At 62.5% G+C, this 23,891-nt stretch carries 24 protein-coding genes; 10 read left to right on the top strand and 14 right to left on the bottom strand.

Translation table 11 applies throughout. The annotated features are described in order from the left end of the window. Positions 1-408: 408 nt before the first annotated feature. Entirely contained in the window at positions 409-1,359 is a 951-nt protein-coding gene (locus AC0L28_RS07845; RefSeq protein ID WP_473476593.1) for a quinone oxidoreductase family protein, read from the bottom strand. 79 nt (positions 1,360-1,438) lie between these two features. Between AC0L28_RS07845 and AC0L28_RS07840 the strand changes: the two genes are divergently transcribed. The 3 genes from AC0L28_RS07840 (at position 1,439) to AC0L28_RS07830 (ending at position 3,738) form a co-directional block, all read left to right on the top strand. Next, positions 1,439-2,089 carry a winged helix-turn-helix transcriptional regulator gene (locus tag AC0L28_RS07840; RefSeq protein ID WP_473476590.1) on the top strand — a complete coding sequence of 217 codons (651 nt, stop codon included), beginning with the start codon at positions 1,439-1,441 and terminating at the stop codon, positions 2,087-2,089. Between the two features lie 163 nt (positions 2,090-2,252). Then, on the top strand, positions 2,253-3,131 hold the full coding sequence (locus tag AC0L28_RS07835) for an ankyrin repeat domain-containing protein (RefSeq protein ID WP_473476588.1): 879 nt from the start codon (positions 2,253-2,255) through the stop codon (positions 3,129-3,131). A 334-nt stretch (positions 3,132-3,465) separates the two neighbouring features. Further along, a complete protein-coding gene (locus tag AC0L28_RS07830; RefSeq protein WP_023796961.1) occupies positions 3,466-3,738 on the top strand; it encodes a hypothetical protein in 273 nt (90 codons plus the stop codon). Between the two features lie 148 nt (positions 3,739-3,886). On the opposite strand, the gene AC0L28_RS07825 is transcribed toward AC0L28_RS07830, so the two are convergent. Further along, on the bottom strand, positions 3,887-4,132 hold the full coding sequence (locus tag AC0L28_RS07825) for a DUF1127 domain-containing protein (RefSeq protein WP_236393301.1): 246 nt from the start codon (positions 4,130-4,132) through the stop codon (positions 3,887-3,889). A 135-nt stretch (positions 4,133-4,267) separates the two neighbouring features. On the opposite strand from AC0L28_RS07825, the gene AC0L28_RS07820 reads away from it, so the two are divergent. Continuing rightward, positions 4,268-5,773: a winged helix-turn-helix domain-containing tetratricopeptide repeat protein gene (locus AC0L28_RS07820; protein WP_473476586.1), complete on the top strand. Its 1,506-nt coding sequence runs from the start codon at positions 4,268-4,270 to the stop codon at positions 5,771-5,773. Positions 5,774-5,812: 39 nt separating this feature from the next. On the opposite strand, the gene AC0L28_RS07815 is transcribed toward AC0L28_RS07820, so the two are convergent. Further along, positions 5,813-6,205 (bottom strand): GFA family protein, encoded by a 393-nt coding sequence (locus AC0L28_RS07815; protein ID WP_473476584.1) that lies wholly within the window; start codon positions 6,203-6,205, stop codon positions 5,813-5,815. A gap of 235 nt (positions 6,206-6,440) precedes the next feature. Between AC0L28_RS07815 and AC0L28_RS07810 the strand changes: the two genes are divergently transcribed. Continuing rightward, complete coding sequence (locus AC0L28_RS07810) at positions 6,441-7,043, top strand: ArsR/SmtB family transcription factor (RefSeq protein ID WP_473476582.1); 603 nt, start codon at positions 6,441-6,443, stop codon at positions 7,041-7,043. 640 nt (positions 7,044-7,683) lie between these two features. Here the strand turns inward: AC0L28_RS07810 and secDF are convergent. The 3 genes from secDF to AC0L28_RS07795 all read right to left on the bottom strand — a co-directional run bounded on the left by secDF (position 7,684) and on the right by AC0L28_RS07795 (position 11,201). Next, entirely contained in the window at positions 7,684-10,239 is a 2,556-nt protein-coding gene (secDF, locus tag AC0L28_RS07805; RefSeq protein ID WP_287171477.1) for a protein translocase subunit SecDF, read from the bottom strand. Between the two features lie 134 nt (positions 10,240-10,373). After that, positions 10,374-10,739, bottom strand: coding sequence for a hypothetical protein (locus AC0L28_RS07800; protein WP_473476580.1), 366 nt, complete (start codon positions 10,737-10,739; stop codon positions 10,374-10,376). 204 nt (positions 10,740-10,943) lie between these two features. Beyond that, on the bottom strand, positions 10,944-11,201 hold the full coding sequence (locus AC0L28_RS07795; protein WP_236393308.1) for an SRPBCC domain-containing protein: 258 nt from the start codon (positions 11,199-11,201) through the stop codon (positions 10,944-10,946). 45 nt (positions 11,202-11,246) lie between these two features. Here AC0L28_RS07795 and AC0L28_RS07790 point away from each other — a divergent pair, with 45 nt between their 5' ends. Next, positions 11,247-11,393 carry a hypothetical protein gene (locus tag AC0L28_RS07790; RefSeq protein WP_236393309.1) on the top strand — a complete coding sequence of 49 codons (147 nt, stop codon included), beginning with the start codon at positions 11,247-11,249 and terminating at the stop codon, positions 11,391-11,393. Positions 11,394-11,795: 402 nt separating this feature from the next. On the opposite strand, the gene AC0L28_RS07785 is transcribed toward AC0L28_RS07790, so the two are convergent. After that, on the bottom strand, positions 11,796-12,743 hold the full coding sequence (locus tag AC0L28_RS07785) for an NAD(P)-dependent oxidoreductase (RefSeq protein WP_473476577.1): 948 nt from the start codon (positions 12,741-12,743) through the stop codon (positions 11,796-11,798). Positions 12,744-12,882: 139 nt separating this feature from the next. On the opposite strand from AC0L28_RS07785, the gene AC0L28_RS07780 reads away from it, so the two are divergent. After that, positions 12,883-13,206 carry a winged helix-turn-helix transcriptional regulator gene (locus tag AC0L28_RS07780; RefSeq protein WP_473476575.1) on the top strand — a complete coding sequence of 108 codons (324 nt, stop codon included), beginning with the start codon at positions 12,883-12,885 and terminating at the stop codon, positions 13,204-13,206. Between the two features lie 259 nt (positions 13,207-13,465). Here the strand turns inward: AC0L28_RS07780 and AC0L28_RS07775 are convergent, their stop codons facing one another. Beyond that, the gene (locus AC0L28_RS07775) at positions 13,466-14,605 is read right to left on the bottom strand and encodes a LacI family DNA-binding transcriptional regulator (RefSeq protein ID WP_023796950.1); all 1,140 of its coding nucleotides are present in this window, start codon (positions 14,603-14,605) and stop codon (positions 13,466-13,468) included. A gap of 591 nt (positions 14,606-15,196) precedes the next feature. Between AC0L28_RS07775 and AC0L28_RS07770 the strand changes: the two genes are divergently transcribed. From AC0L28_RS07770 to AC0L28_RS07760, 3 genes are all read left to right on the top strand, one after another. Further along, positions 15,197-16,159, top strand: a complete 963-nt coding sequence (locus AC0L28_RS07770) for a sugar-binding protein (RefSeq protein WP_023796948.1) — start codon at positions 15,197-15,199, stop codon at positions 16,157-16,159. A gap of 216 nt (positions 16,160-16,375) precedes the next feature. Beyond that, positions 16,376-17,920 carry a sugar ABC transporter ATP-binding protein gene (locus AC0L28_RS07765; protein WP_473476695.1) on the top strand — a complete coding sequence of 515 codons (1,545 nt, stop codon included), beginning with the start codon at positions 16,376-16,378 and terminating at the stop codon, positions 17,918-17,920. Positions 17,921-18,002: 82 nt separating this feature from the next. After that, positions 18,003-18,998, top strand: a complete 996-nt coding sequence (locus AC0L28_RS07760) for an ABC transporter permease (RefSeq protein WP_027152073.1) — start codon at positions 18,003-18,005, stop codon at positions 18,996-18,998. 89 nt (positions 18,999-19,087) lie between these two features. On the opposite strand, the gene phnN is transcribed toward AC0L28_RS07760, so the two are convergent. The 6 genes from phnN to iolE form a co-directional block, all read right to left on the bottom strand. Beyond that, entirely contained in the window at positions 19,088-19,780 is a 693-nt protein-coding gene (gene phnN / locus AC0L28_RS07755) for a phosphonate metabolism protein/1,5-bisphosphokinase (PRPP-forming) PhnN (protein ID WP_473476572.1), read from the bottom strand. Further along, positions 19,777-20,916, bottom strand: coding sequence for an alpha-D-ribose 1-methylphosphonate 5-triphosphate diphosphatase (locus AC0L28_RS07750; protein ID WP_473476570.1), 1,140 nt, complete (start codon positions 20,914-20,916; stop codon positions 19,777-19,779). The genes phnN and AC0L28_RS07750 overlap by 4 nt, the downstream gene beginning before the upstream one ends. A gap of 91 nt (positions 20,917-21,007) precedes the next feature. Further along, positions 21,008-21,715: a DUF1045 domain-containing protein gene (locus AC0L28_RS07745; RefSeq protein ID WP_128168841.1), complete on the bottom strand. Its 708-nt coding sequence runs from the start codon at positions 21,713-21,715 to the stop codon at positions 21,008-21,010. Between the two features lie 154 nt (positions 21,716-21,869). After that, complete coding sequence (gene iolB / locus AC0L28_RS07740; protein ID WP_128168842.1) at positions 21,870-22,682, bottom strand: 5-deoxy-glucuronate isomerase; 813 nt, start codon at positions 22,680-22,682, stop codon at positions 21,870-21,872. A 6-nt stretch (positions 22,683-22,688) separates the two neighbouring features. Next, a complete protein-coding gene (locus tag AC0L28_RS07735) occupies positions 22,689-22,907 on the bottom strand; it encodes a DUF3329 domain-containing protein (protein WP_027152068.1) in 219 nt (72 codons plus the stop codon). 48 nt (positions 22,908-22,955) lie between these two features. After that, on the bottom strand, positions 22,956-23,873 hold the full coding sequence (iolE, locus tag AC0L28_RS07730; protein ID WP_473476568.1) for a myo-inosose-2 dehydratase: 918 nt from the start codon (positions 23,871-23,873) through the stop codon (positions 22,956-22,958). Between the last annotated feature and the right edge of the window lie 18 nt (positions 23,874-23,891).

The following is a 23,891-nucleotide window of genomic DNA, read 5'->3' as shown; positions in this document are numbered from 1 at the left end:
ACTCCCAGAAGGCCGGAGATATTTTCTGCTCTGTGTAACCGGTTGACGCCACCGTGGCGGTGCTTTGTCACCGCGATGTAACAGCGAGATGCCCTACGAACGCCCGCATCACACCAGACGTTCGCGCTTAGAGGTGCTGAGGTCGGCAAGTGGCGCAAAGCCGATCCTCCGCTCCGAGAAGTGATCTTAGATCAACGGGCGCAGCAATGACATAGCGGTGCCCAGTTTCATCCTCTCCGACGCGCCATTTGCAGCCGCGATAGTCGGTGACCGCAAACGGCAGCACATTTTTTTGTTTCTGGCAGATCAGCGGCGATCGGCGGATGGGAAAGCGCCAGCACATTTCCATGGCTGTCATAATCCTGCCGTCGCAACGCCTGGTGATGTCTGCTGGAATCCACCCTTTGCTCAACTCACCCGCAAGGCGAGCTTGCCGACGTAGTGGGTGGCAAGCGCTCGGTGCGCATCAACAACCCTGTCGAACGGGAATGTACGGGCGACATGGACGTCGAACGGGCCAGAGTCGATCAGGCGGTTAAGCTTGTCGGTCGCGTCCTGGCTGCGTGCGCCGTTGTAGCGAATGAGCTCCACGCCGGGCCGGACTTTTGGGTCGGGCATCGCGCCGTGCGGGCAGGCGACCCGACCGCCGTCGCGCACTGACGTCAGCGCGCGGTCGGCCGCCTCACTGCTTACGGTGACAAGGGCAGCGTCGAGGCCGCCGGCGGCGAATTCACGAGCGGCCGCCACCACGTCGTCCTTGCGCCCGTTGACGACGGCGTCGGCGCCCAGCCGCTGCGATAGCGCCACGCCGTCATCGCCCGAAGCCACCGCCAATACACGGGCGCCCAATCGTGTTGCGAGTTGGATGGCCATGTGCCCGATACCGCCGCTGGCGCGGAAGATCATTATTGTATCGCCCTGCTTTAGGCCGACCTCTTCCGCATCCCAGCCCATGACGCCGGCTTGCTCGATCGTGAGCTTGGCGGGGATGAGCGACACGTTGTCCGCATCCGTTACTGCGTAGGTGGCGTAGGTTCCACCCTTGGGAAGTGGCATGGATGCAGCGTACACCCGGTCGCCTTCCTTGAAGCGGCTAACCTGGCTGCCAACGGCGACGACTGCTCCCGCGCAGTCCCAGCCGAGCACATAGGGGAATGTCGACGGCATTCCGAAAGCCCCGTCGTAGAGACCCTCACGCTCGAGCGCGTCCCACGAGGCCACGCCCGCCACTTCGACCCGGATTAGGACATCGCTCGGCCCGACCTCGGGCACTGGCACGGCTCGCACAGTAACCAGCTCGGCTCCACCGAACCCGTCGATGGCGGCGGCCTGCATTGTATCCGGTTTTGCATTCGTCATGCTTTTTCTCCTGGGAACCTGTTGGTCATGAAACGGCCACCGCTTCCAGCGGTCGTCAATCGAGCCTCGCCGACGTGATTTGCTGTTTCGCGCCGGCGAAGCAGGAGTTCGCTTTTCGGAGGCGTTCCATGATTGGTTGATGATGAAGGCTTGGATCGCCTCCTGGCTCTTCTGCTGTCCTGTCCCGGATGGTCGTGCGATATCCCGCTCCAGGCAGCGCACGGGCGAGTTCCGATCCCATACGTCCAGTGTCCAGGGCACCGATTGCAGGCATCATTCCGACATCCATATTTTGATTGGCGCAACGCTCGGCTCGCTTGTCGTCCGAGGGAGAGCTATGATTTGGGAAGCGCGACACCAATACGCACGGATGCGTAAGTGGTTACCTGCCGGTAAGGAGGGCAAGGTGAACAAACCCACCGAGAATGGTTTTGCAACCGCGATAAAGATGGTCTCCGGCAAGTGGAAGCTGGACATCATCTGCGAACTCGGCGCGACACCACGCAGGTTCGGCCGGCTGCGGCAGTCAATTCCGGCGATCAGCGAAAAGATGCTGACGCAGCAGCTGCGAGAACTCGAGGCAGACGGGCTTGTGAACCGAAAAGTCCATCCCGGTTCTCCGGCGAAAGTCGTCTATTCGTTGACGGAAAACGGATCGACGCTCTGTGCTGGGGCAGAGGGCTTGTGCCGCTGGGGTGAACAGTTCCATTGCTCGGGTCAGCCGGAATGATTGCCGCGATGAAGCGACTGCGGTTCGCACTTTCACGTCGCTGACGATATACCCGACGAGACTTTCCAACGGCCGATGACGAGGATATCGTCGACGAACTGTCGAACCAGCGCCTTGTTGGCCGTCCTCCAGTTTGACAGTGGGGTGCCGGATGCGCGGGTTTTTGCTGTTCATTCTGTTGGTGCTTGCACCGATTGCATCGCATGCCGCCGCCATCCACGACGCCGCGAAAACGGGCGATGTCGCGGCGATTGCGGCAGCGCTCGACGCAGGCGCCGATGTCGATGAGAGCGATGGGCAAGCCACACCACTCTATCTGGCGGTCAGGGGCGGGCATTTTGTGGCGGCAAAACTGCTCATCGAACGCGGTGCCGACGTCAACGCCGCCCCGACGCCGGGTTTGGGTCCTGCCCTCATGCCGGCTCTGGCGAAACGCCGGATCGATTTGATCAATCTGTTGCTGGAGAGGGGCGCAAATCCAAATTCGCAGCGCAACCGCGAAAACGCCCTTCACATCGCCGCCAGATCCGGTTGCCTCGATTGCGTGAAGGCACTGGTCGAGGCCGGCGCGGATGTGAATGCGAAGACAAAGGACGGCAAGACACCGCTCCATCTGGCGAAATTCAAGGGGCAACGCGAAGTGGCTGATTATCTCATCGCGCACGGCGTCATCTTGCCAACGCCAGCCCCGATCTCGAAGAAGTTGGCTGCCGCCGACGTGGAGAAAGGCCGAGCCTCCTTCTCCCGCCTCTGTGCCTACTGCCACAATGCCGTGCCGGACGAAGGGGCCAATCAGGGACCGACTTTGTGGAACGTCGTCGGTCGCGACAAAGCATCTGTGGCCAAGAGGCGTTACTCCGACGCCTTGCTGGCATGGCAGGGTGTCTGGACATACGAGGACCTGAACAAATTTCTGCTTGAGCCCATGCTCACGACGCCGGGCGTTTACATGGAAGTGCCGGGTGCTCCGGACGAGACTGAAAGAACAAACATAATTGCCTATTTGCGCACACTCAGTGACAAGCCAATCCCGCTACCCTGAGCCCTCGCGCCCAGGAGTGGCGCGGCCGGGTTGCGCCGAAGCCAATGAGCACTCGAATTCTGCATGGAAGTCACTTCGCTTCCCCTTGACCAATGACCGGTCGGTCCGATCTTGGCTGGGGCGGCGAGGGCAGTTTATGGGGCGCAAGTCGGACCGCTCCGAGCGGTGATCTCAGAAAGGCGCAGCAACAATGTACGAGACCCCAGTTTCATCCTGTCCGGCGCGCCAAGCCACACTTTGGGCCAGACTGCAGTGCACACTCCGCATGCCCAGCCGTTGAGTTCACCTCGACTTGGCTTTGAGTTGCGCCATCTAGCCAAAAATGGAGGCAGCCATGCGTATGAAGTTCCTACTGGTGACATCAGCGACGATGATGGCGACAGTCGTTGCCCACGCGGACAGTCAGTCCTCGAACACAAGCTCGAATAGCTCGTCGAACAACGGCGTTGTGCGTGAGCGGATTGTCGAGACCTACTGTGAAGACGACTATTGTGAGACCTACGTCAAGCGCAGGGTTTACCAGGAGGACCGATCCTCCCGTCGTTACCAGGACTATGATCGTCGCCGCTATCGCGACCGCTACACGGATGATGACGACGACGACTAGGGGAAAATGGCCGCCCCGCTGACGCACGCGAACGCTCGATTTTGGGACCGGATCGGCGGCCCAGCTTCTCCCACCGTTCCGAAATGCTTTTGGCGCACCAGGGGCGAGGATGACGGTTATCAGCTTCGCGACCTTGCGGCGACGAGGATCATCGCCGCCAGAAGGGCTTGGCGATCTCTGCCTCGACCTGCCGTCTCGTCAGACCGATGTCGTCGATCAAATGGGGATTGTCCTTCGCCATTTGCTCAAGTTCCCAGCGAAAGCGTTTCCGCTCGTCCCACGCCGCGATAATGCTTCTCAGGGTCGCCAGGCTGTGTTGCCGACGCAATATTCCCGCCGGCTCCACCGGCGTTGCCCCTGCCTGATGCGGGGCCGATGCAAGAGTATCGTTCATAGCAACCTCCATAGGTTTGAGGTCCAGGGGATCCTCGACCTGAAAGAAGCTGAATTCTGCAGGATACGAACAGCGTCGTAATTAAGCTCTGCCAAATAGTTCTCAAAACTTCCAAACGGGCTATAGATATGCCGCATGCAGGGATCGCGCTTTGCCTTTGGTCCGTTCGTGCTTGATTCCGGTGCGGGAACGCTGCTTCGCAACGATGTCCCCGTTGCCTTAGGCTACCGCGGGCTAAAGCTGCTTGCGGCGCTCGTTGGACGAGCCGGCGAGATCCTCGAGAAGGCCGAGTTGATGGACGCGGCGTGGCCGGGCACGGCCGTCGAGGAAGGCAACCTCACCGTGCAGATCGCGCTGCTGCGAAAGCTGCTTGGCCCGGCTGCAGATGGCGGCGACTGGATCGCCACGGTTCCGCGCGTCGGCTACCGCTTCACGGGGGCCGTCGAACAGCTCGGCGCGAAGCGAAAACCTTTGCCGCTGCCCGGCAAGCCATCGATAGCGGTGCTGCCCTTTGTCAATGTCAGCAACGATCCCGAGCAGGAATCCTTCGCGGATGGCTTGACCGAAGACCTGATTACCGACCTGTCCAGGATCTCCGGGCTGTTCGTCATCGCACGCAACTCGGCCTTCGCCTACAAAGGAAAGGCGATGGACGTGCGCGATATCGCGCAGGATCTCGGCGTGCGCTACCTGCTGGAGGGGAGCGCACGGCGCGCTGCGGGGCGCGTGCGCATCAACGCCCAGCTGGTCGACGCAGTGAGTGGCGACCATTTGTGGGCAGAACGCTTCGATCGCAGCCTGGAAGACATTTTTGCCGTTCAGGACGAGGTCACCGGCAAGATCGTCGAGGCGTTGCTCGGCAGGCTGCGCGCACCGCCGCCGCGCAACCGGCCCAAAAGCCTTGAGGCTTACGATCTCTGCGTGCGGGCGCGCAAGCTGATGGATGACACGCCGCAGACGGCGCGCGAAGCGCATCTGATGCTTACCCGTGCGGTTTCGCTCGATCCGGAATATGCCGAGGCCTATCGCTGGCTTGCCATGAACCACTGGATGGGATGGGTGCATTCCGGCGGACCAACCGAAACGTCCCGTAGCGTTGCGTTGGAACTGGCGCGCAAAGCCGTGGCGATCGATCCGAACGATGCCGGCTGCCGCTGGGTTTTGGCTTACCTGCTTGCCTATGAGCGCAGCTTCGCCGAGGCGGATGCGGAATTCGCCAGGGCGATCGAGCTCGATCCGAACGAGGCCGATGCCTGGGCGGCATTGTCCGACATCGCGGTCCTGGCCGGACGGGTCAAGGAAGGCCTTGAGCACATTCGCAAGGCGTTCCGGCTGAACCCGTTTCCGGCAAGTTGGTACTATCTGACGCTTGGCCAGGCGCAATATGCGGTCGGCCAATACGAAGCCGCTGTCGAAACACTGCGCAGGGACGAGACTTATCGTACAAGCTCACGCCGCTTCCTGGCGGCAAGCCTTGCCCAACTGGGCCAGGTCGACGAGGCGCGCGCAGAGGCCGAACTGTTCCTCGTCGGCAACCCGCATTTCACCACCCGCCACTGGGCCGCAACGGAGCCATTCCGCGACGCTGTGACGCTCGAGCATTTCGTCGATGGCTTCCGCAAGGCCGGTCTTCCGGAGTGACGTGCCGGCCTCCCAAACGCTTTCGCACCGTTCGTGCGACTATTCCTCAAAGCGACTCGTGGCGTCACGATCGCGCTCGTACCGCCTCGTGAGCGGAAACGGCGGCAACCAGGCCTCGCGACGGATTATCCAGCTTTCGTAGGTTGGCATCAGTTGGTCAGGGGCATCCAGTGATCCCAGGTTCACTTCGATTTCGTCTGCGGTGCGTCCGAAAATTGTCGAGCCGCAGCGGGGGCAGAAAAACCGCCCGGCGTAGTCGCGCGTCTCGCCTTCGATCGTCACCGCATCCTGGGGGAACACCGCCGAAGCGTTAAAAAGGGCGCCATGGTGCTTGCGGCAGTCGAGACAATGACAGATGCCGACCCGGTATGGGAGCCCCGACGCCACAATCCGGACGCTGCCGCACAGGCAACTGCCAGTGAATCGGTCCATGCTGCGTCTCCTCCAAAATCAAGCGGTCGCAATGGCTACAACGAACGGCACCGTCATTGCAATTGCCCCGTGCGGGGCCGTCTGCGGGGCGCATCGACTTCCGCAGTGGGCGATAGCTGGCTCGCTTGCTGCAGCCGCAGCCAGCTGGAAAGTTCGGACGAAGCGGCCCTTTTGCTCTTGACAATTACACTCGTCAACGCGCATTGACAGGAATGATTGTCAATGTGAGGGCTGCATGCTCGATATCGAAGTCATAGATCGGCCGAGCGCGGCCGCCGCCGCGTTGGAGCCCGTTCGGAGTCAACTCCTTTCAGAACTGCGGGAGCCGGCCTCGGCCGCTACCCTCGCCACACGCCTCGGCCTCAAGCGGCAGAAGATCAATTACCACCTGCATGCTCTGGAGGAGCACGGGCTTGTCCAAGTTGCAGACACGCGCAAGTGGGGTGGCCTGACGGAGCGGCTCATGGTGGCGAGCGCCACAAGCTATGTCGTCTCGACGAGCGCACTGGGTCCGGTCGGCGCCGATCCGGACCGCACCCCGGACCACCTGTCGGCAAGCTACCTGATCGCGCTCGGCGCCCGGCTGGTGCGGGAGATCGGAGCTCTGCAGCGCGCCGCCACCGGTGCCGGCAAGCGCTTGGCGACCTTGGCGATCGACACCGAAATCCGCTTCCGCTCCGCCGCCGACCGCGCCTCGTTCACGCGTGAATTGACTGAGGCCATCACCACGCTGGCGGCACGCTATCACGACGAAACTGCGCCGCAGGGACGGTCGCATCGCCTTGTCGTGACGGCGCACCCCTCACCAGCCAATCCGCAAGAAAAGGAGGTTAAGTAGAAAGATGCTGCCGGCGATCGCTCGGTCGATGCAGCGAGCATCGCAAAACGGGAGGAGCCAAAATGGCGAACCTGGCTTGGAAAGCACTTCCCAACGCCCGCGGAGTAGCGCTGCAGGGGAAACGCAATTGTCAGTTTCATCCACGCTGGCGGCGCCGACGAAGCTTTCCGAGCTATGATTGCCGACTTCGTGCGGGCAAGCCGCTGGGGTGCTTCTGCGCAGTCTGCTCCGCAAGCAGATCGAAGAGCCATGCCACGCCCGCATTGGCTTCATCAAGATCAACATGCAATTCTGCCGGCTGAGCTGTACATCGCTCGGACGAACGCGAATGGCGGCTTGCGCATCGGCATGTAGACGCGCTCGTCCGGGGTGTCAGCCTGAAGCAGGGGGCCGCGCTGGCCCGCCGCTGACGCTTGTGCCGGCATTCACGACGAAATTGCCGCGCTCAGAGCCTCCCAAGGTTCAGCGCCGCCGCCGTCCTTGCCGGTCGCTAAGATGATAGACTGGCTGCACGGCAACGAGGCGATGCGAGAGACGGTCTAGCCAGTTGGCGCATGACCCCGAACATCGGAATCGATTTCGCAAGCGATCATGCGCCAGATCAAAAGCTACAGCGGACCCAAAGAGATGGCACCGCCCATTACAAGGCCTGTCGCGCCGGCGGTTCTTTCGCCACGGCGGCTTCCTCCTGGCTGAGGGCGCCCGGCCGGAGCTTGAACAGGATCAGCAGCGGCCCGGCGACGAAGATGGAGGAATAGGTCCCGGCGAGGATGCCGAAGATCATTGCGACCGTGAAGGACTGGATCACCTCGCCGCCCCAGATCGAAAGCGCCGCCAGCGCAAACAGCGTGGTCACGCCGGTCAGGACCGTTCGCGCCAGCGTCTGGTTCATCGACAGGTCCAGCAGCTCGGCAATCGGCATCCTTTTATAGCGGCGCAGATTCTCGCGGACCCGGTCATAGACGACAACCGTATCGTTGATGGAATAGCCGACAATAGTCAGGATCGCGGCAATCGAGGTCAAATTGAACTCTATGCCGGCGACGACGTAGAAGCCGACCATCAGGATCACGTCGTGGAACGTCGAAATGATGGCGCCGAGCCCGAACTGCCACTCGAACCTGATCCAGATGTAGACGAGCATCGCCAGCAGCGAGGCGAGCACGCCCATTGTGCCGTTGAACGCGAGTTCGGAGGACACTGTCGGACCGACGACCTCGATGCGGCGGAACTCGTAGTCGGTTTCGAGCGCGCTTCTTACCTTCTCGACGGCGGACTGTTCGGCAACGTCGCCGCCGCCCTGGGTGCCGATGCGGATTAGCACATCCCGGGCCGAGCCGAACTCCTGCACCTGCACCTCACCCAGTTCGAGACCCGTCAGCCGCTCACGGATGTCGCCGATGTCGGCCTGCTGGCCCTTTGCCTGCACCTCGATGCTCGAACCACCGCGAAAGTCGATGCCGTAGTTCATGCCGACAGTGAAGAACAGCACCGCCGAAGCGATCGACAACAGCACGGACAGCGTGAAGGCGTATCTTCTGAATGCCATGAACGGCACGCGCGTGTCGTCGGGCACCAGCCGCATGACACCGGCGGGCATGGTTTTCGGCCGCTGCCGGCGAAGCCAGAACGCGACCAGCCAGCGCGTCAGCGTGAACGCCGTGAACACGGTGGTGACGATACCGATGGCGAGGGTGACGGCAAACCCCTTGATCGGCCCCGAGCCGAGGAAGAACAGGATGACGGCGGCGATCAGCGTCGTCACATTGGCGTCGACGACAGTCGCCAGCGCCTGTTTGAACCCGGAATCCATCGACTGCACGATCGAGCGCCCTTGGCGGTTCTCTTCGCGGACGCGCTCGAAGATGATGACGTTGGAATCGACCGCCATGCCCATCGTCAGCACGATGCCGGCGATGCCAGGCAGCGTCAGCGTCGCCCCGAGCACGGACAGGACGGCGATGATCAGTGCGACGTTGGCCAGCAGCGCGATATTCGCGATCAGCCCCAGCCGCCCATAGGCGAACAGCATGAAGCCGACGACGAGGACCCCGGCGATGATTGCCGCGAACTGGCCCGCCTCGATCGAATCGCTGCCGAGGCTCGGACCGACGGTGCGCTCCTCGACGATGGTGAGGTCGGCAGGCAGTGCACCGGCGCGCAGCAGGACCGCAAGATCGTTCGCGCTCTCCACCGTGAAACTCCCGGATATCTGCCCGGTGCCGCCCAGGATCGGTTCGCGGATCTGAGGCGCGGAGATCACCTCGTTGTCGAGGATGATCGCGAACAGGCGCCCGACATTGGCCTGGGTAGCCTGACCGAAGCGGGTGGCGCCGCGGCTGTCGAAGCGAAACGAGACCACCGGCTCGTTGGTGCGCTGGTCGAAGGTTGCCTGCGCATCGACAAGGTTTTCGCCGGAAACGATGATCCGGTTCTCGATCAGATGCGGAACCCGCGGCTCTTCCGTCGAATACATAACCGTCGAGCCCGCCGGCGGGCGGCCGGAGATCGCCTCCTCGACCGGGATCGACTGGTCGACCATCTGGAAGGTCAGCTTAGCCGTCTGTCCGAGGATATCCTTCAGCCGCTGCGGATCCTGCAGGCCCGGCACCTGGACCATGATGCGGTCCGATCCCTGGCGCTGGATGATCGGCTCGGTCGTGCCGAGTTCGTTGACGCGCCGGCTCACCACCTCGATCGATTGGGTCAGCGCCGCAGCGATCCGGTAGTCGATCCCGGCTTCGGTCAGCGTGAAGCGCAGCAGGCCCGGTTCCGGCTCGGTCATCTCCATCTCGGTCACCGAGCCGCTCATGAACATGCCCGTCGAGATCGGCTGCGCCAATCTTTCGAGCGCGCTCTTCGCCGCTTCGATCTGGCCTTGGTCGCGAATGCGGACCTGGATGGAATTGGCGGTGCCGGCAAGCCCGGTATAGCCGATCTGGGCATCGCGCAGCGATGTGCGGACCTCGTCGCGTGCCGATTCGAGACGTTCGTTGGCAAGGTCCTGCCGATCGATCTGGAGCAGGATGTGCGAGCCGCCCTGCAGGTCGAGCCCCAGCGTCAGCTGCTGCTTTGGCAGCCAATTCGGCAGCGATGCCAGAGTGGAGGCGGGAACCAGATTGGGAGCTGCGTAAAGAATACCGGCCAGGACCGTCAGCCAGATGAGAATGGTCTTCCAGCGCGAAAAATGCAGCATGTTCTTGTCCGTTCAGCCCATATCGGGCGCAAACCGCCTCCGACAAGAGCTTTGGCGTTCCGATCGGCGAGCAACTCGACGAACGGAACGCGGTGTGAAAGTTTTGCGGGTCCAGGCCGCGGTCGCGGCCAGGTTCACGCCGTGAGAAGCGGAGGCGCGCGCGCATCAAAGGCGCGGATCGGCGACAGTTCCGGCCGGCCGTCAGACCATATGCCAAACGGCGCGGCCGACGCGGTTTCGAGCGGCAGCCGCAAATCCGCGATAATGCAAAACGGTTTGCCATCTCTCGCAATGACAGGTGTCTTGACACGGGAAGTCTCAGCACCGACGTGGCGCGCAATGCTGCGGGCAAGGGCAGTCGGGTGTGTGACCGGCTCGGTCGCGCCGATTTGGCCTTTGGCTAGGTCTTGCGCAACCTGGTCGGCTGTTGCCGCAGGAATGGTCCAGATCAGAAAGAGCAACGAAGCCAGCAGCCGCAGACCGGCACCCAGGCTGAGCACGACGCCGGGCCCGTCCCGTCCTCGGCCGCCTCGTCTCATCCCATCGCTACGGCTTTCATACACTGCGACCAATACGCTTTCGCTTTCGTTGCCTCGGTAAGCGGCGAGCCGCTTTCCTGGTCTAACTACAGCACTTGCGTTGCGAATTGAAGCGCAGCTTTCACGTACTCAAAGGGTAAGTCAGTTGGCCGATCGGTTGGCAGCCTACCGCTTCTCGATCAACCGGACATAGTTTTGCAGGATACCGCACCAGCCACGATCGGATTCGAAGATCTCACGCACCGCTTCACCGGCCGCGCCCATGTTCTCAAGCTGACGATGCTCGAGCTCGACGCGAGTCGCGTTCTCGCCGGCCTCGGAGAACTTGACCTCGACTTCGGTCAGCAGCGACGGATCATATTGCCAGTCGGCGCGAATCCGCCATGCCAGGACGATGCGGTTTGGCGGTTCCCAGGCCAGCACTTCGCCCCAGTCGCATTCCGTCCCATCCTCGCCACCGATATCAGCATGTATTCCAAGGCGATGGCGGCAAGCGGCGTCGCTATTGCGAGATTATCGATCGGCTGGTGGCGCACGGGCTGGCACGCGCTGGTCGATCAGCTTGACCGTGCCAACGGCCCAAAAAAGCCGATGATACGCGTTATTCGCTTATGACCAGGGTCGAGGAAGGCTATGTCCAAACCCTCAGGGAAGGACGATCGATCAGGCATCACAAACTTCCACGCAAAGCGTGCGATCCCATGATGAACATCCACGTCACTTGTCCGTAGGATGCGGGCACCGGGACGCTTGGCCAGAACTCTTGCGATGTGCGCGAGCAGTTCTTCCGCGCCAGTCGCATGGACTGTAGGGTCTGTGTATGTCGCGCCATCGCTCCAGATCGGTAACAGCAATGCCCGCCGCTGCTCGGCGTTCTGATCGGACCAAGCAGCACAATACGAATCGATGAGAAGCGTCAAAGGCATTCTATTCCCCCAAGTAGGTCACTGGTCTGACCGGCCCATGCTCGGACAACAAAGCCGGAACCCGCTGGCTGACGGCAAAGCGTGGTCCGCCTCAATAAGGCCGGAGACCAAATCCGCTCAGGGATCCGCCTCGCACTCCAGATCGGAGAGATCTCTTATCCGGAGTTCCCAGAAATTGCGACAACGCTGCGAAATCATCATGTAAGTGGCCAGCTGCAATCGCCCGTTGGAAGATCACGTCGTAACCGTCTGCCACAGAGCGGTCGATCTTGCGCGCCTCCATCAGCTCCAAAAGATGCTGGAATGCGCCGTAATGCGGGGAGATCGACGAGAGCGTCTCATCGTCGCTGGCAAAACGGCCAGCATCCGTTCGCTTGATCAGGTCGGCGACAAGCCCGTCAACAACAGGCGCTGTTGCGGTCCACTGCCGAGCCAACTCGCCGAGGTCGATCTCTTCGGCCTGACTAACGGCGATCGCATGCAGCGTGCCGAACAGCGCGCCCCACATGAGAGCAAGCAGCGCGCTATCAAGTGCGTTCGCACGTCCCGGCTCTTCCCCGATATGCTGGACATTCCCGCCCAAGGCACGAAACATCTCCTCGTTCGCGTCGAAAGCCTGCCTTGGCCCCGAGATCAGTATCGTCCCGGCATCTGTGCCGATGAAATCCGGCGTGGCCATGATTGCGCCATCGAGATAGCTGGCTCCGTGCTCGGCAAACCATTCAGCGGCTTCACGTGCGCCATGCGGCGTTCCCGAAGTGAGTTCCACGACCAGCTTGCCGCGAATAGCTGAAGCAACAGCATCGTCGTGCAGAACTGCAGCGGTTGCCTGGTAGTCGCTTACGTTCACAATGACAATTTCAGCCGCATTGACAGCTTCCAGGACGGACCCCGCGACAGTGGCGCCGAGCGTGGCCAGCGGTTCGGCCTTCTGTTTCGTCCTGTTCCAGACCGTCGTCCGATATCCCGACCGGAGCAGGGCGCGGGCGAGCGCCGATCCCATACGACCCGTCCCGACAACGCTGATTGAAAGCTTCATTGCAACACTCCATGCCAATAGACGCCAATAGGCGAGCGGCGCCATGGTTTTGCCGTCAAGGGCAGAGGTATGTCGGAGTGAATGGGGCGCACAATACGCACCTGGAGGTAAGTGGTTACCCAAGGGTAAGGAGAGCATCATGAATGAGCCGACGGGCGATTGCGGCTTCGCAACGGCGATCAAGGCGATCGAAGGGAAGTGGAAAGTGGATATTCTTTGTGAGCTTGGAACGGCGTCTCGCAGGGTCGGCCGATTGAGGCAGTCCATTCCGGCGATCAGTGAAAAGATGCTGACGCAGCAATTACGCGAACTGGAGGCTGACGGGCTTGTGAACCGAGAAGTCTATCCGGGATCGCCGACCAAGGTCGTCTATTCGTTGACAGAAAGCGGAGCGGCGCTCAATGCTGGAGCAGAGGCGTTATGCCGTTGGGGTGAGCAATTCCCTTCCCGCACCGATGCTTAAGGATGCCGTTCGCCATGCGAGTTGGAAGTTGGCTCATGGCGCTTCGCCCTCGGCCGGAAACAGCGACAGCCAATACCGGGCGATATCGTTGCGGCGCATGAAGACGGCGAAACTGTATGTCAATCCGCAGAACTCTGGACACAAGGATGCCGATCCACCACGCCAGGCGACAATTTCGGGGCCACCGCCCTTTGCGGGGCGCTTGTCTGGCTTGGAGCGGCATCAGTACGGCGTTGCATTGACGGAAGTCTGGAGGTGCTCAGCTGGCTGTCAGTCCGTGTGTGCGCCCAGGCGCCACGGCACTGACCGATTCCCGCTCGACCAGCGGGCATTCAAGCTTGGTAATGGGGTAGCGGCCGCGGCCGGGCGGTGCAGGGACTTCCAATTGCTCGATCGCCCATTGCCCCATCGCCATATGCGGCAGGATCGACGTCGTCAAAGGTGGGAACAGATGCCGGGCGATTTCCTCGTCGTCATAGCCGATCACGGAAATATCCCCAGGGATGTGCAGGCCGGCTTCCTTCAGCGCTTCGTAGCAGCCGATCGCGGTTCGGTCGTTCTGGCAGAAGATTGCGGTTGGGCGGTCCTTGAGCGCCAGAAGCTTGACGGTCGCGGCGTAGCCGGCGCTCGCTGACCAGTCGCCCTCGACGACCAGCTCCGCATCGAACGGGATGTCGGCCGTCGCCAGCGCCCGGCGGTAGCCCTTCAGCCGATCCTGCGCCGCCTGCATCCACGGCTCGCCGGTGATGGTGGCGATGCGGCGGTGGCCATGGCTGATCAGGTGGCGGGTGGAACTCTGCCCGCCGGCGATTTCGCTCGGCACCACGGCGGGGAAGGCGTAGTCGGCGGTATAGCAATTGAGCAGGATGACCGGGATATCGAGGTCGTAGAGATAGTCGGGCGCGGCGATCTCGCGCGTGAAGATGGTCATGTAGATCAGCGCCGAAATGCCTCGCTTGGTCAGTGCCGCAATCGCGCGCGGCTCCATGACGGAATCACCCAAAGTCTGAGCGACCAGCACGACGTTCCCGGCATTCCACGAGGCTTGGCGCGCTCCTTCTATGGCGACGACTGCCTCGGGACTGGTCGCCAGTTGATCGACTGCGAAGCCGATCACCCCGTCCAGCCCTTCGAACGAGGCGATAGGGCTGCGAAGAGCAGAGAAGGCTGGTGGCGCATAGCCGAGACCCCGCGCGGCCTCAATCACCCGATCGCGGGTCTGCTGCGAGAGCCTTATGCCCGGCGTGTTGTTGAGGACGAACGAAACCGTTGCCTGCGAGCAGCCGGCGGCCCTGGCGATATCGGTCATGGTGACGCGACTCTTGGGATTCTTGGCCGATGGCTTTCGGCGCCGGGAGGCTTCGAGGGCAGGATCGCGCAGATCCGTTGGTTCGCTCATGGCATTGTATTCCATATTCCCGGCTTGGCTAACCAGCGGTCGTCCTGGGACATCATTAAAGACGGCAGGACGGCCGACGGCGCTTCGCATTTATAAAACAGGCACTCGATTAATCATTATTATCATCCTGGCAGCCGAATGGCTAGCAGCGCGGAGACAGCGATACGCGGTTCTGGAAGATCGATTGCTGGGAACGTGATCCAATTTCAAGGTTCCCTTTCTCACCACACGGCAGGCAGCCATTCGCCAGCGACAACCAGGTTTCCAACCAGAGACTAATACTATTTACTAATAGCAGTAAGCGTTCTATTCTCAATTCGTCATGCCCGGCTCGGGACCGAACGGGCCAAGACGGGAAGCAGGGGTGTGGCGCGGCATCCGGGCTCTTGGGTCGGCAAAGCAACGCCACGCAATTCTGAAATGTCAGACAAATCCGACTATACGAGCTGCCAATGAGTCTCTAAAGTCCAAAATCGCGGCTGGGATGGCGCCGTTCTTTCGCTGCCAGCACCCTTGAGGAGGAGGGCGTCCAAGCCGCATTCGACAAAGTTCAGATCAGCGAAAATGACTGAATCAAATGGGAGGTTGAACATGAAATCTGCGATACGAAATGTGTCCGTCGCCGCAGCGGCCCTGGCTCTCGGTCTGTCCTTCACGGCGATCGCCGGTGCCCAGGACAAACCGACGCTGGCCTTCGTCGTCAACGGCGCTTCCGATTTCTGGAAAGCGGCCGAAGCCGGCGTCAAGAAGGCCCAGGCCGAATTGCCCAACTACAATCTCGAGCTCAAATATCCGGAACAGTCGTCGGTCGCCATCCAGCAGCGGCTGATGGATGATCTGGTGACGGCCGGCGTCAAGGCGATCATGGTTTCGGCCGTCGATCCCAAGACCTCGACCGACGGGCTCAACAAGATCGCCTCGGAGACGGCGCTGTTCACCACCGACAGCGACGCGCCGCAGACCAAGCGTATCGCCTATATCGGCTCGTCCAACATCGATGCCGGCAAGCAGGCGGCCGAGATCGCCAAGAAGGCGATGCCCGACGGCGGCAAATGCCTCGGCTTCGTCGGCCTGCTCGGCGCCGACAATGCCAAGGAGCGCATCGAAGGCATGAAGGAAGGGCTCGCCGGCACCAAGATCGAGCTGATCGACGTGCGTGGCGACGACATCGACCAGGCCCGCGCCAAGAAGAACGTCGAGGACGCGCTGGTCGCCAGCCCAGACGTCACCTGCATGGTCGGCTTCTATTCCTACAACACCCCGCGCATCTATGAAGCGCTGCGCGACGCCGGCAAGCTCGGCCAGATCACGGTCGTCGGCTTCGACGACGATCCGATCACGCTCGGCGGCGTCAAGGAAGGCACCGTTGCCGCCACCGTCGTGCAGCAGCCGTTCGAGTGGGCCTACCAGGGCATGAAGCTGATGGCTGCCTATCTCGAGGGCGACAAGTCGGGTATTCCGGAGAACGGCCTGATCATCATCCCGACCAAGATCATCGGCAAGGACGACGTCGACGCCTATGCCGCCAATCTGAAAGCGATGTCCGGAAACTGAGCGTCGTCGGCGCTGGCCCTCATCCCCTTCTTCCCGTGCAGAACGGGGAGAAGGGCAGTGGTTGCAACGCTGGCGAATCCTCCGTTTTTTACGGGGAGAGGGTTAGGGGTGAGGGGCAGCGCGACGCTGGCGTGACTGGCTCCGCTTGTTATTGACGGGCCTGATCAGGCTCGTCAATCTGCGGGGAGGCTGGCCCGCCAACTGCTGTCAGGCATGATGAACTATTCCGACGCATCCATCGGCGCATCTACGATTGCCCCGTTCCTCAGTCTCGAGGCCGTGCGCAAGACCTATCCCGGCGTGGTCGCGCTGGACGGGTTTTCGCTGGAGGTCAGGCCTGGCGAGGTTATCGGCCTCGTCGGCGAAAACGGTGCGGGCAAGTCGACGCTGATGAAGATCCTCGGCGGCGTGACCACACCCGACACCGGCACGATCACCGTCGACGGCGTCGCCCATGACGGGCTGACGGTCGAGGCCAGCATCGGTTCCGGCATCGCCTTCGTCCACCAGGAACTCAACCTGTTCGAAAACCTCGACGTTGCCGCCAACATCTTTTTCGGCCGCGAGCCGTTGCGCGCCGGTCCGCTCAGGCTTGTCGACCGCACCAGGCTGCGCATGCTGGCGGCGCCGCTGCTCAAACGTGTGGGCGCCAATTTCTCGGCCGACACCCCGGTATCGGCGCTGTCGCTTGCCCAGCAGCAGATGGTCGAAATCGCCAAGGCGCTGTCGATCGAGGCGCGGCTGGTCATCCTCGACGAGCCGACGTCGAGCCTGCCCCTTGCCGAAACCGACAAGCTGCTCGATGTCATCAAGGCGTTGAAGGCCGACGGCATCAGCGTCATCTTCATCTCGCATCGCCTTCACGAGGTCGAGCGGGTTGCCGACCGCGTCGTCGTGCTGAGGGACGGCATGCTTGCCGGCACGCTGCCGAAGAACGCCATCAACCACGACCAGATGGTCAAGCTGATGATCGGCCGCATGCTGAAGGAGCGGGAGAAGGCCGCAGAATCGGCCCGCCCGCCCGGCGCCGTCGCACTGTCGGCCAAGGCCGTTCGCACCAGCGCCTTTCCAGACCGACCGGTCGATCTCGGCGTCAGGCGCGGCGAAATCCTTGGCCTGGCGGGTCTTGTCGGCTCCGGCCGCACGGAACTGGCGCGCGTGCTTTTCGGCATCGAGAAGAGCCTTGGCGGCGCGCTCCAGCTTGATGGAAAAGATCTGGCTCTTGGTTCGGCGGCCGACGCTGTGGCCAACGGGATCTTCCTCGTCCCCGAGGATCGCAAGCTGACCGGCATCCTGCTCGACCTGTCGATTGCCCAGAACATTTCGCTTCCCAATCTGCCGGCCCATGCCCGGCGATCCCTGGTCTCTGCCCGTGCCGAAGCCGTCACCGCCGAGAAGCAGAAACGCAATCTCGGCATCAAGGCGCCCTCGGTGGCGACGCGCACCGGCACGCTGTCGGGCGGCAACCAGCAGAAGGTGGTGCTGGCCAAGTGGCTGGCCATGAGCCCCAAGGTGATGATCCTCGACGAGCCTACGCGCGGCATCGACATCGGCGCCAAGGCGGAGATCTACGGGCTGATGCGGGCGCTGGCCGATGCCGGCGTCGCCGTGCTGATGATATCGAGCGACATGGAGGAGGTGATCGGCGTCTCCGACCGCATCGCCGTCATGCATGAGGGCCAGATCTCAGGCATTCTCGACAAGGAACAGTTCAGCCAGGAAAACGTGCTGCTGCTGGCCGTCGGCAAGCAGCCGAAATAGCTTTTGTTTGGCGCAGGTTCCGGTCGCAAAACCGCGCAACACTTTTGCGGAACCTGCTTAGGCAGGCATTGGGGAGAAGACGATGAGCAAGAAAGATCTCGGCCTGCTGATCCTGATCCTTGTGGTCGGAGCGGTGGTGGCGATCATCAACCCGCGTTTCCTGCTGCCGATCAACCTCGCCAACACATCGAACCTGATCGGGCTGTTCGGCATCCTGGCGATCGGCCAGGCCTTCGTCATCATCACCGGCGGCATCGAATTGTCGGTCGGCTCGGTGGTTGCGCTACTCGGCGTCCTGTTCGTCGATTTCATCGCCACGCGCGGCATGGCATGGCCGGTGGCACTGCCGCTGATCCTGGTGCTTGGCGGCATCATCGGGCTGGCACATGGCTGGCTGATCACGCGGCTCAAATTGCAGCCTTTCGTGGTGACGCTGTGCGGCCTGTTGATCTATCGCGGCGTGGCGCGGTTCTACACAGCCGACGGCACGGCGGGCTTTGCCTTCGGACAGAACTTTCCGGAGCTCGAATTCCTGACCGCCGGGCGATCCTATGGCGTGCCGAACAGCTTTATCGCGCTGATCGTCATCGCCATCGTGATGTGGGTGGTGCTGCACCGTTCGGTGTTCGGCCGCTACCTCTACGCCATCGGCAAGAACGAGGAGGCGGCGAAATATTCGGGCATCCGCACCGGCCGCGTCGTCATGGCGGCCTATGTCATCTGCGGTGTGCTGACGGCGCTGTCGGCGATCTATTTCGCCATGTACACGCGCTCGATCTCGCCGGCCAGCCACGGCCAGTTCTACGAACTCTACGCCATTGCCGCAGCCGTGCTCGGCGGCTTCTCGCTGCGCGGCGGCGAAGGCTCGCTGATCGGCGTGATCCTAGGCACGGTTCTGCTGCAGGAACTGCAAAACCTCGTCAACCTGCTCGGCATCCCGTCCTCGCTCAATTTCGCGGTAATGGGCGGGGTGATCCTCATCGGCGTGCTGGTCGACCAGCAATGGGGCGTGTACCGGGAGCGGCGGTTGATGCTGGAGGCAACCCGCAAAGGCGTGGCCGGCGCGGCGGCGGAGTAGCGGCTCCGCCTCTCCCTTCTCCCACAGAGGGAGAAGGTGGCCGAGCGAAGCTCGGTCGGATGAGGGGTGTTCCAGGGAGCGCCGACGTCTCACTCCGTCCAACACCCCTCTTCCGTCTCGGCGCTGCGGGCCGATCCACCTTCTCCTACAAGGGGAGAAGGTAAGGTGCGGTCGGAGAACGCCATTGCCTTGCGCAGCACTTCGACAAAAAGCTCGCCGGCCGCCTCGCGTGGGCCGCTATTGTCGATCGAGGTGACGCCTGGCCCGGACAACGCCACATTGGCGCTGCGCGCCAGCCGCGCCAGCACTTCGCCGCGCGACTCGCGGCCGCGCATCGCCAGTCGTTCGGCCAGGATCTGCGGCGATGCGGTGATCTCGACGACAGCCAGATTGGCATAGCGATCACGCAGCGCCGGGATGATGGCGCGGGAGACATTGGCGATGGCGACGCGGCCATTGGCCACCGACCGGTCGACTTCAGCCGGGATGCCGTAGCGCAAGCCATGCGCCTCCCAGGAGATGGCGAAGGCGCCGTCCGCCTCAGCCTCGACGAAGGCCGCATCGGCCAGCGTGTCGTGATCCTCGCTTGCCGTGTCGCTCGGCCGGGTGATGACCCGGCGCACGAACTCCAGCCGGGTCTCGTCGGCAAACAGCGACCGGGCATAGCCGATCACCGTGTCCTTGCCGGCGCCGCTCGGCCCGACGACGGCGACGAACACCCCGTCGAGGATCGGAAACGCCGCGGCCGACAATTCACGATCGATCGACGCCGACACCATCACGCGACCCGACGTCCCTGCCGCCAGACCGTGCGGACAACCGGGACATGATCGTCAAGACGGACGCGAACCAGATCGGCGCGCCGGCCTTGCTCGATGACACCACGGTCGGCAAGGCCGACTGCCTCGGCCGGGTTCCTCGAAACCATCGCCACCGCCTGCGGCAGGGAGATGCCGTCGACAACGTCGCCGAGGAAAAACGCCGACTGGATCAGGCTGAAGGGGATGTAGTCGGACGACAATATGTCGAGCAGGCCTTCGCCGGCGAGTGTCCGGGCCGAAACATTGCCCGAATGCGAGGCGCCGCGCATGACGTTCGGGGCGCCCATCAGCACCCCGAGCCCGGCCGCCTTCGAAGCTTTTGCGGCCTCCTTGGTGGTCGGGAATTCGGCGACGCGGACGCCTTGTTCGATCGCCTCGTCGACATGGCCGGTCGTGGCGTCGTCATGGCTGGCCAGCACGATGCCGCGCTGATGGCAGGCGGCAGCGATGAAGGCGCGGTTCGGCCCCGAATTCGTCGCCGACTCCGCCATCCGCTTCTCGCAGAATTGCTGGAATTCGCGGTCCGTCAGCTTCAGCTTGCGCTGGTAGTAATAGGCATAGGTTTCCAAATCGACGAACTGGCGCTGTCCCGGCGCATGGTCCATCAGCGACGCCAGCTTGATCCTGTCATCGCCGTCAAAATGCGCGAAGGCTGCGAGGCAATCCGGCGCCGAAACCTCGCAGCGCAGATGGATGAAATGGTCGGCCCGCAGCCGGTCCTGCTGGACGCTGTCCTCGATCGCATCGGCCAGCTTGCGCATGTCGGCCGAATTCATGTCGGCATCGTCGTCCATGCCGACGCGCAAGGCATCGAGTACGGTGGTGATGCCGGCGGTCGCCACCTGCGCGTCGTGGGCGAGAACGGCGGCGATCGGGTTCCAGCGCACCTTCGGCCGCGGCGCGTAATGGCCTTCGAGGTGGTCGGTGTGAAGCTCGACCAGCCCGGGAATGATGAAATCGCCGCCCATGTCCTCGCCGCTTCGGCCGGCGCCGGCATCGATCCCGGCGATCAAGCCGTCGCGCAGCACGATCGAGCCTTCGACGATCTCGTCGGCAAGCACGATGCGGGCATTGTTGAGAACGGTCTCGACGGTCATTTCAGGCAGTCCTTGGAGCATTTTTTCAGCCAATTGAATCACCGATTGGGATGAGTTGGCGTCGCACAAAAGCGGTTGAATAAATTGTATTTCAGGCGGTTTTTCTCGCCGGGCGGCGCCCGAGCGCGTGATGGGAGAGCACCATGAACGGGGCGCCAGGTTCGGTTTCGACAAACAGGGTCAGTGCGTCCACCGGCACCGGCCGTTGCAGGACTCCCGCAAACAGGCTGTCGATTGCTGCGCGAAGACGAGGGCTTTCCTGTGACGAGGCCCGGCCGGACAGCGTCATATGAAAACGGAAGGTCTCGAAGACATAGGGGTAACCCCACTGGCAGAGATTGCGGAATTCAGCCGGCTTCAGCGAGTCAGGGCTGCGCCGTTCGATCTCAGCCTCGCTCAGCGGCGCGCGAAAACGGTCGAAGTCGCGCACGACGTCGTCGGCGAAGCGGTTGAGCGCCGGCAACGGACCTTCCGGCACCAGCGCGAAGAAGCCGTCGATCTGGCTGACGACCAGCCGTGGGATCGTCACCACCGGCGTCGTTTCGGCGAAGTCGTCCAGTGCCGCGCGAAGCGCGGCTTCCGTTTCGTTCGAAGCCAGCCGGAAGGGCGCCTTCAGCGTCGCATGAAAACCGTAGCGGCGCGCTGAAGCGGTATGGAAGGCGACTTCCGCCGCCGACAGTTCGCGCACGGCCTCGACCGGCCTCGTGGCGGCGCCGAACGGGTCACGGCCGAGCCAATTGGCAGCGATCCGCGCCAGCGGTTCGTCCTGCCGGGGGGTGAAATAGATAGCGTAGCGCATCGAAAGTCCTCGTCAACTCCCGCTGCCATAGGCGATTTGCATGACGAAATGACGAAGCTGATGATCGCTCCTGATAACAAACTTGTTCAGGCGGGTCATTAGCCGACGATTTTTTTCGCCTTGGGCCAGTTTGCCGACCCGGACGGGCAGCGCCTCAGGCCTTCATCAGCCATTCGTGCTCGGGCGCGTTGTGGAATTTCCACGTCCGCTTCGGCCCGGCCATGACGTTGAGGTAGTAGAGATCGTAGCCATGGCAGGCGGCGCAAGGGTGATAGCCCTTGGGCACCAGCACAACGTCGCCGTCCTCGATCGCCATCGCCTCGTCGAGCGAACGAGCGCCGTTCCGGTCGGCATCGGTGTAGACGCGCTGGAAGGCAAAGCCCTGCGGCGGATTGAGGCGGTGGTAATAGGTCTCCTCGAGATAGGATTCGGCCGGCAGATTATCCTGGTCATGCTTGTGCGGCGGATAGCTCGACGTGTGGCCGCCGGGCGTGATGACCTCGACCACCAGCAATGAATCGGCCGGCTCGCCTTCCGGCAGGATGTTGGTGACATAGCGCGTGTTGGTGCCCTTGCCGCGAACCTCCTGGCCGAGATCTTTTGGCGCAATGACGCGGACCGGCAGGCCGCCGCCAAGCCCCGGCGCCGAGCAGACCGCGAGTTCGAGACGGGTGTCGGCGGTCACCGACCAGTCAGAGCCCTGCGGCACATAGACCGACCACGGCTTGCCTTCGAAGGGCGACATGCGTTCGCCGAGCAGGCCGAGATCCTTGCCGCCGGCCTTGGCCTTGCCCTTGCCGGTGACGAACACCAGGCAGACTTCACGGCTCGCGGTTTGTCCGGAGACGGTCTCGCCGGGCCGCAATCGATGCAGATCGAAACCGACATAGGTCCAGCCGGCGTTTTGCGGCGTCACATGTGCGACGCGGCCATGGCCCTTATCGGCTTTGACGAGCAGTTTCGACATCGCACTTCACTCCTTTGGTTCGGCGTCGGCCGAACCCTTGCCGCTGTCGGCCGGCTTGTAGAGATAGAAGAACTGCCAGACGGCATAGCCGGCGAAGCCGAGCGCGATCGTGCCCCAGAACGGCGCGCCGGTGGCAAACTCGACCACGGCCCAGCCCAGGCAGACCGCGACGATGGCAACACGCCGCCACAGCGGCCGGAAGAACGGATGCTCTGAATCCTTCATCGGATCAGCCCCCGCATCGGATGACCCCGTCGACGGGAATAGACTCGCTCAAGCATTGGGGAAGCCCTGCGTTTCAACCGTGTAGCCGGCGGCCGTCATCACCCGCATCAATTCCTTGTAGCCGACTTGCGCCATCCTGAGCGGCGGATTCTTCTTGGGGTCCTGCTCGGCTTCGACCACGAACCAGCCTTCATAGCCGTAGCTCGCCAGCCTTTCCACAATGGCACCAAAATCCAGCGAGCCATCCCCCGGCACCGTGAAGGCGCCGAGCGCCACGGCATCGAGGAAGGATTGCTTCTGGCGATCGAGTTTTTCGATCACCTCCATGCGCACGTCCTTGACATGGACATGATTGATGCGTTGGTGATGGTTGTCGATGGCGCGCAGAACATCGCCGCCGGCAAAGGCCAGATGGCCGGCGTCGAGCAGCAGTGGAATGCCTTCTCCCGAATAGCGCATGAACGCATCGAGCTCCGGCTCGGTCTCGACGACCGCCGCCATATGATGGTGGTAGGAGAGCGGCATGCCCTGCTCGGCGCACCATTCGCCGAACTGCGTGAGACGCCTCGCATAGGCTTTCATCTCGTCGTCCGAAAGCCTCGGCTTGGTGGCGAGCGGCTTTGAGCGGTCACCCTGGATGGAGCGCCCGACCTCGCCATAGACGATGCAGGGCGCGTTCACCGCCTTGAACAGATCGATCATCGGCTGGATGCGATCCTTATTGCTGGCGATGTCTTCGTCGACCAGCGTACCGGAGAACCAGCCGCCGCAGAGCGTCACGTCGGCCTCCTTCAGGATCGGCAGCATGATTTTCGGATCACTGGGAAAACGGCGGCCCATTTCCATGCCGGTGAAGCCCGCCGAGCGCGACTGCGCCAAGCATTCCTCCAGCGACACGTCATCGCTGAGTTCCGCAAGATCGTCGTTCCACCATGCAATGGGGGACATGCCCAGTTTGGCTTTCAAGTCGTCACTCCAATGTTA

The sequence above is a fragment of the Mesorhizobium sp. WSM4847 genome, from assembly GCF_055811335.1.
Note: the sequence above shows the minus strand (reverse complement) of the source record. Positions and strands in the feature narration are given on the sequence as shown.

Coding starts and splice junctions, on each gene's coding strand:
- AC0L28_RS07845 (WP_473476593.1), bottom strand. CDS start 1,359: ATGACGAATGCAAAACCGGATACAATGCAGGCCGCCGCCATCGACGGG.
- AC0L28_RS07830 (WP_023796961.1), top strand. CDS start 3,466: ATGCGTATGAAGTTCCTACTGGTGACATCAGCGACGATGATGGCGACA.
- AC0L28_RS07825 (WP_236393301.1), bottom strand. CDS start 4,132: ATGAACGATACTCTTGCATCGGCCCCGCATCAGGCAGGGGCAACGCCG.
- AC0L28_RS07820 (WP_473476586.1), top strand. CDS start 4,268: ATGCAGGGATCGCGCTTTGCCTTTGGTCCGTTCGTGCTTGATTCCGGT.
- AC0L28_RS07815 (WP_473476584.1), bottom strand. CDS start 6,205: ATGGACCGATTCACTGGCAGTTGCCTGTGCGGCAGCGTCCGGATTGTG.
- AC0L28_RS07810 (WP_473476582.1), top strand. CDS start 6,441: ATGCTCGATATCGAAGTCATAGATCGGCCGAGCGCGGCCGCCGCCGCG.
- secDF (WP_287171477.1), bottom strand. CDS start 10,239: ATGCTGCATTTTTCGCGCTGGAAGACCATTCTCATCTGGCTGACGGTC.
- AC0L28_RS07790 (WP_236393309.1), top strand. CDS start 11,247: ATGTATTCCAAGGCGATGGCGGCAAGCGGCGTCGCTATTGCGAGATTA.
- AC0L28_RS07785 (WP_473476577.1), bottom strand. CDS start 12,743: ATGAAGCTTTCAATCAGCGTTGTCGGGACGGGTCGTATGGGATCGGCG.
- AC0L28_RS07780 (WP_473476575.1), top strand. CDS start 12,883: ATGAATGAGCCGACGGGCGATTGCGGCTTCGCAACGGCGATCAAGGCG.
- AC0L28_RS07775 (WP_023796950.1), bottom strand. CDS start 14,605: ATGAGCGAACCAACGGATCTGCGCGATCCTGCCCTCGAAGCCTCCCGG.
- AC0L28_RS07770 (WP_023796948.1), top strand. CDS start 15,197: ATGAAATCTGCGATACGAAATGTGTCCGTCGCCGCAGCGGCCCTGGCT.
- AC0L28_RS07765 (WP_473476695.1), top strand. CDS start 16,376: ATGAACTATTCCGACGCATCCATCGGCGCATCTACGATTGCCCCGTTC.
- AC0L28_RS07760 (WP_027152073.1), top strand. CDS start 18,003: ATGAGCAAGAAAGATCTCGGCCTGCTGATCCTGATCCTTGTGGTCGGA.
- AC0L28_RS07750 (WP_473476570.1), bottom strand. CDS start 20,916: ATGACCGTCGAGACCGTTCTCAACAATGCCCGCATCGTGCTTGCCGAC.
- AC0L28_RS07745 (WP_128168841.1), bottom strand. CDS start 21,715: ATGCGCTACGCTATCTATTTCACCCCCCGGCAGGACGAACCGCTGGCG.
- iolB (WP_128168842.1), bottom strand. CDS start 22,682: ATGTCGAAACTGCTCGTCAAAGCCGATAAGGGCCATGGCCGCGTCGCA.
- AC0L28_RS07735 (WP_027152068.1), bottom strand. CDS start 22,907: ATGAAGGATTCAGAGCATCCGTTCTTCCGGCCGCTGTGGCGGCGTGTT.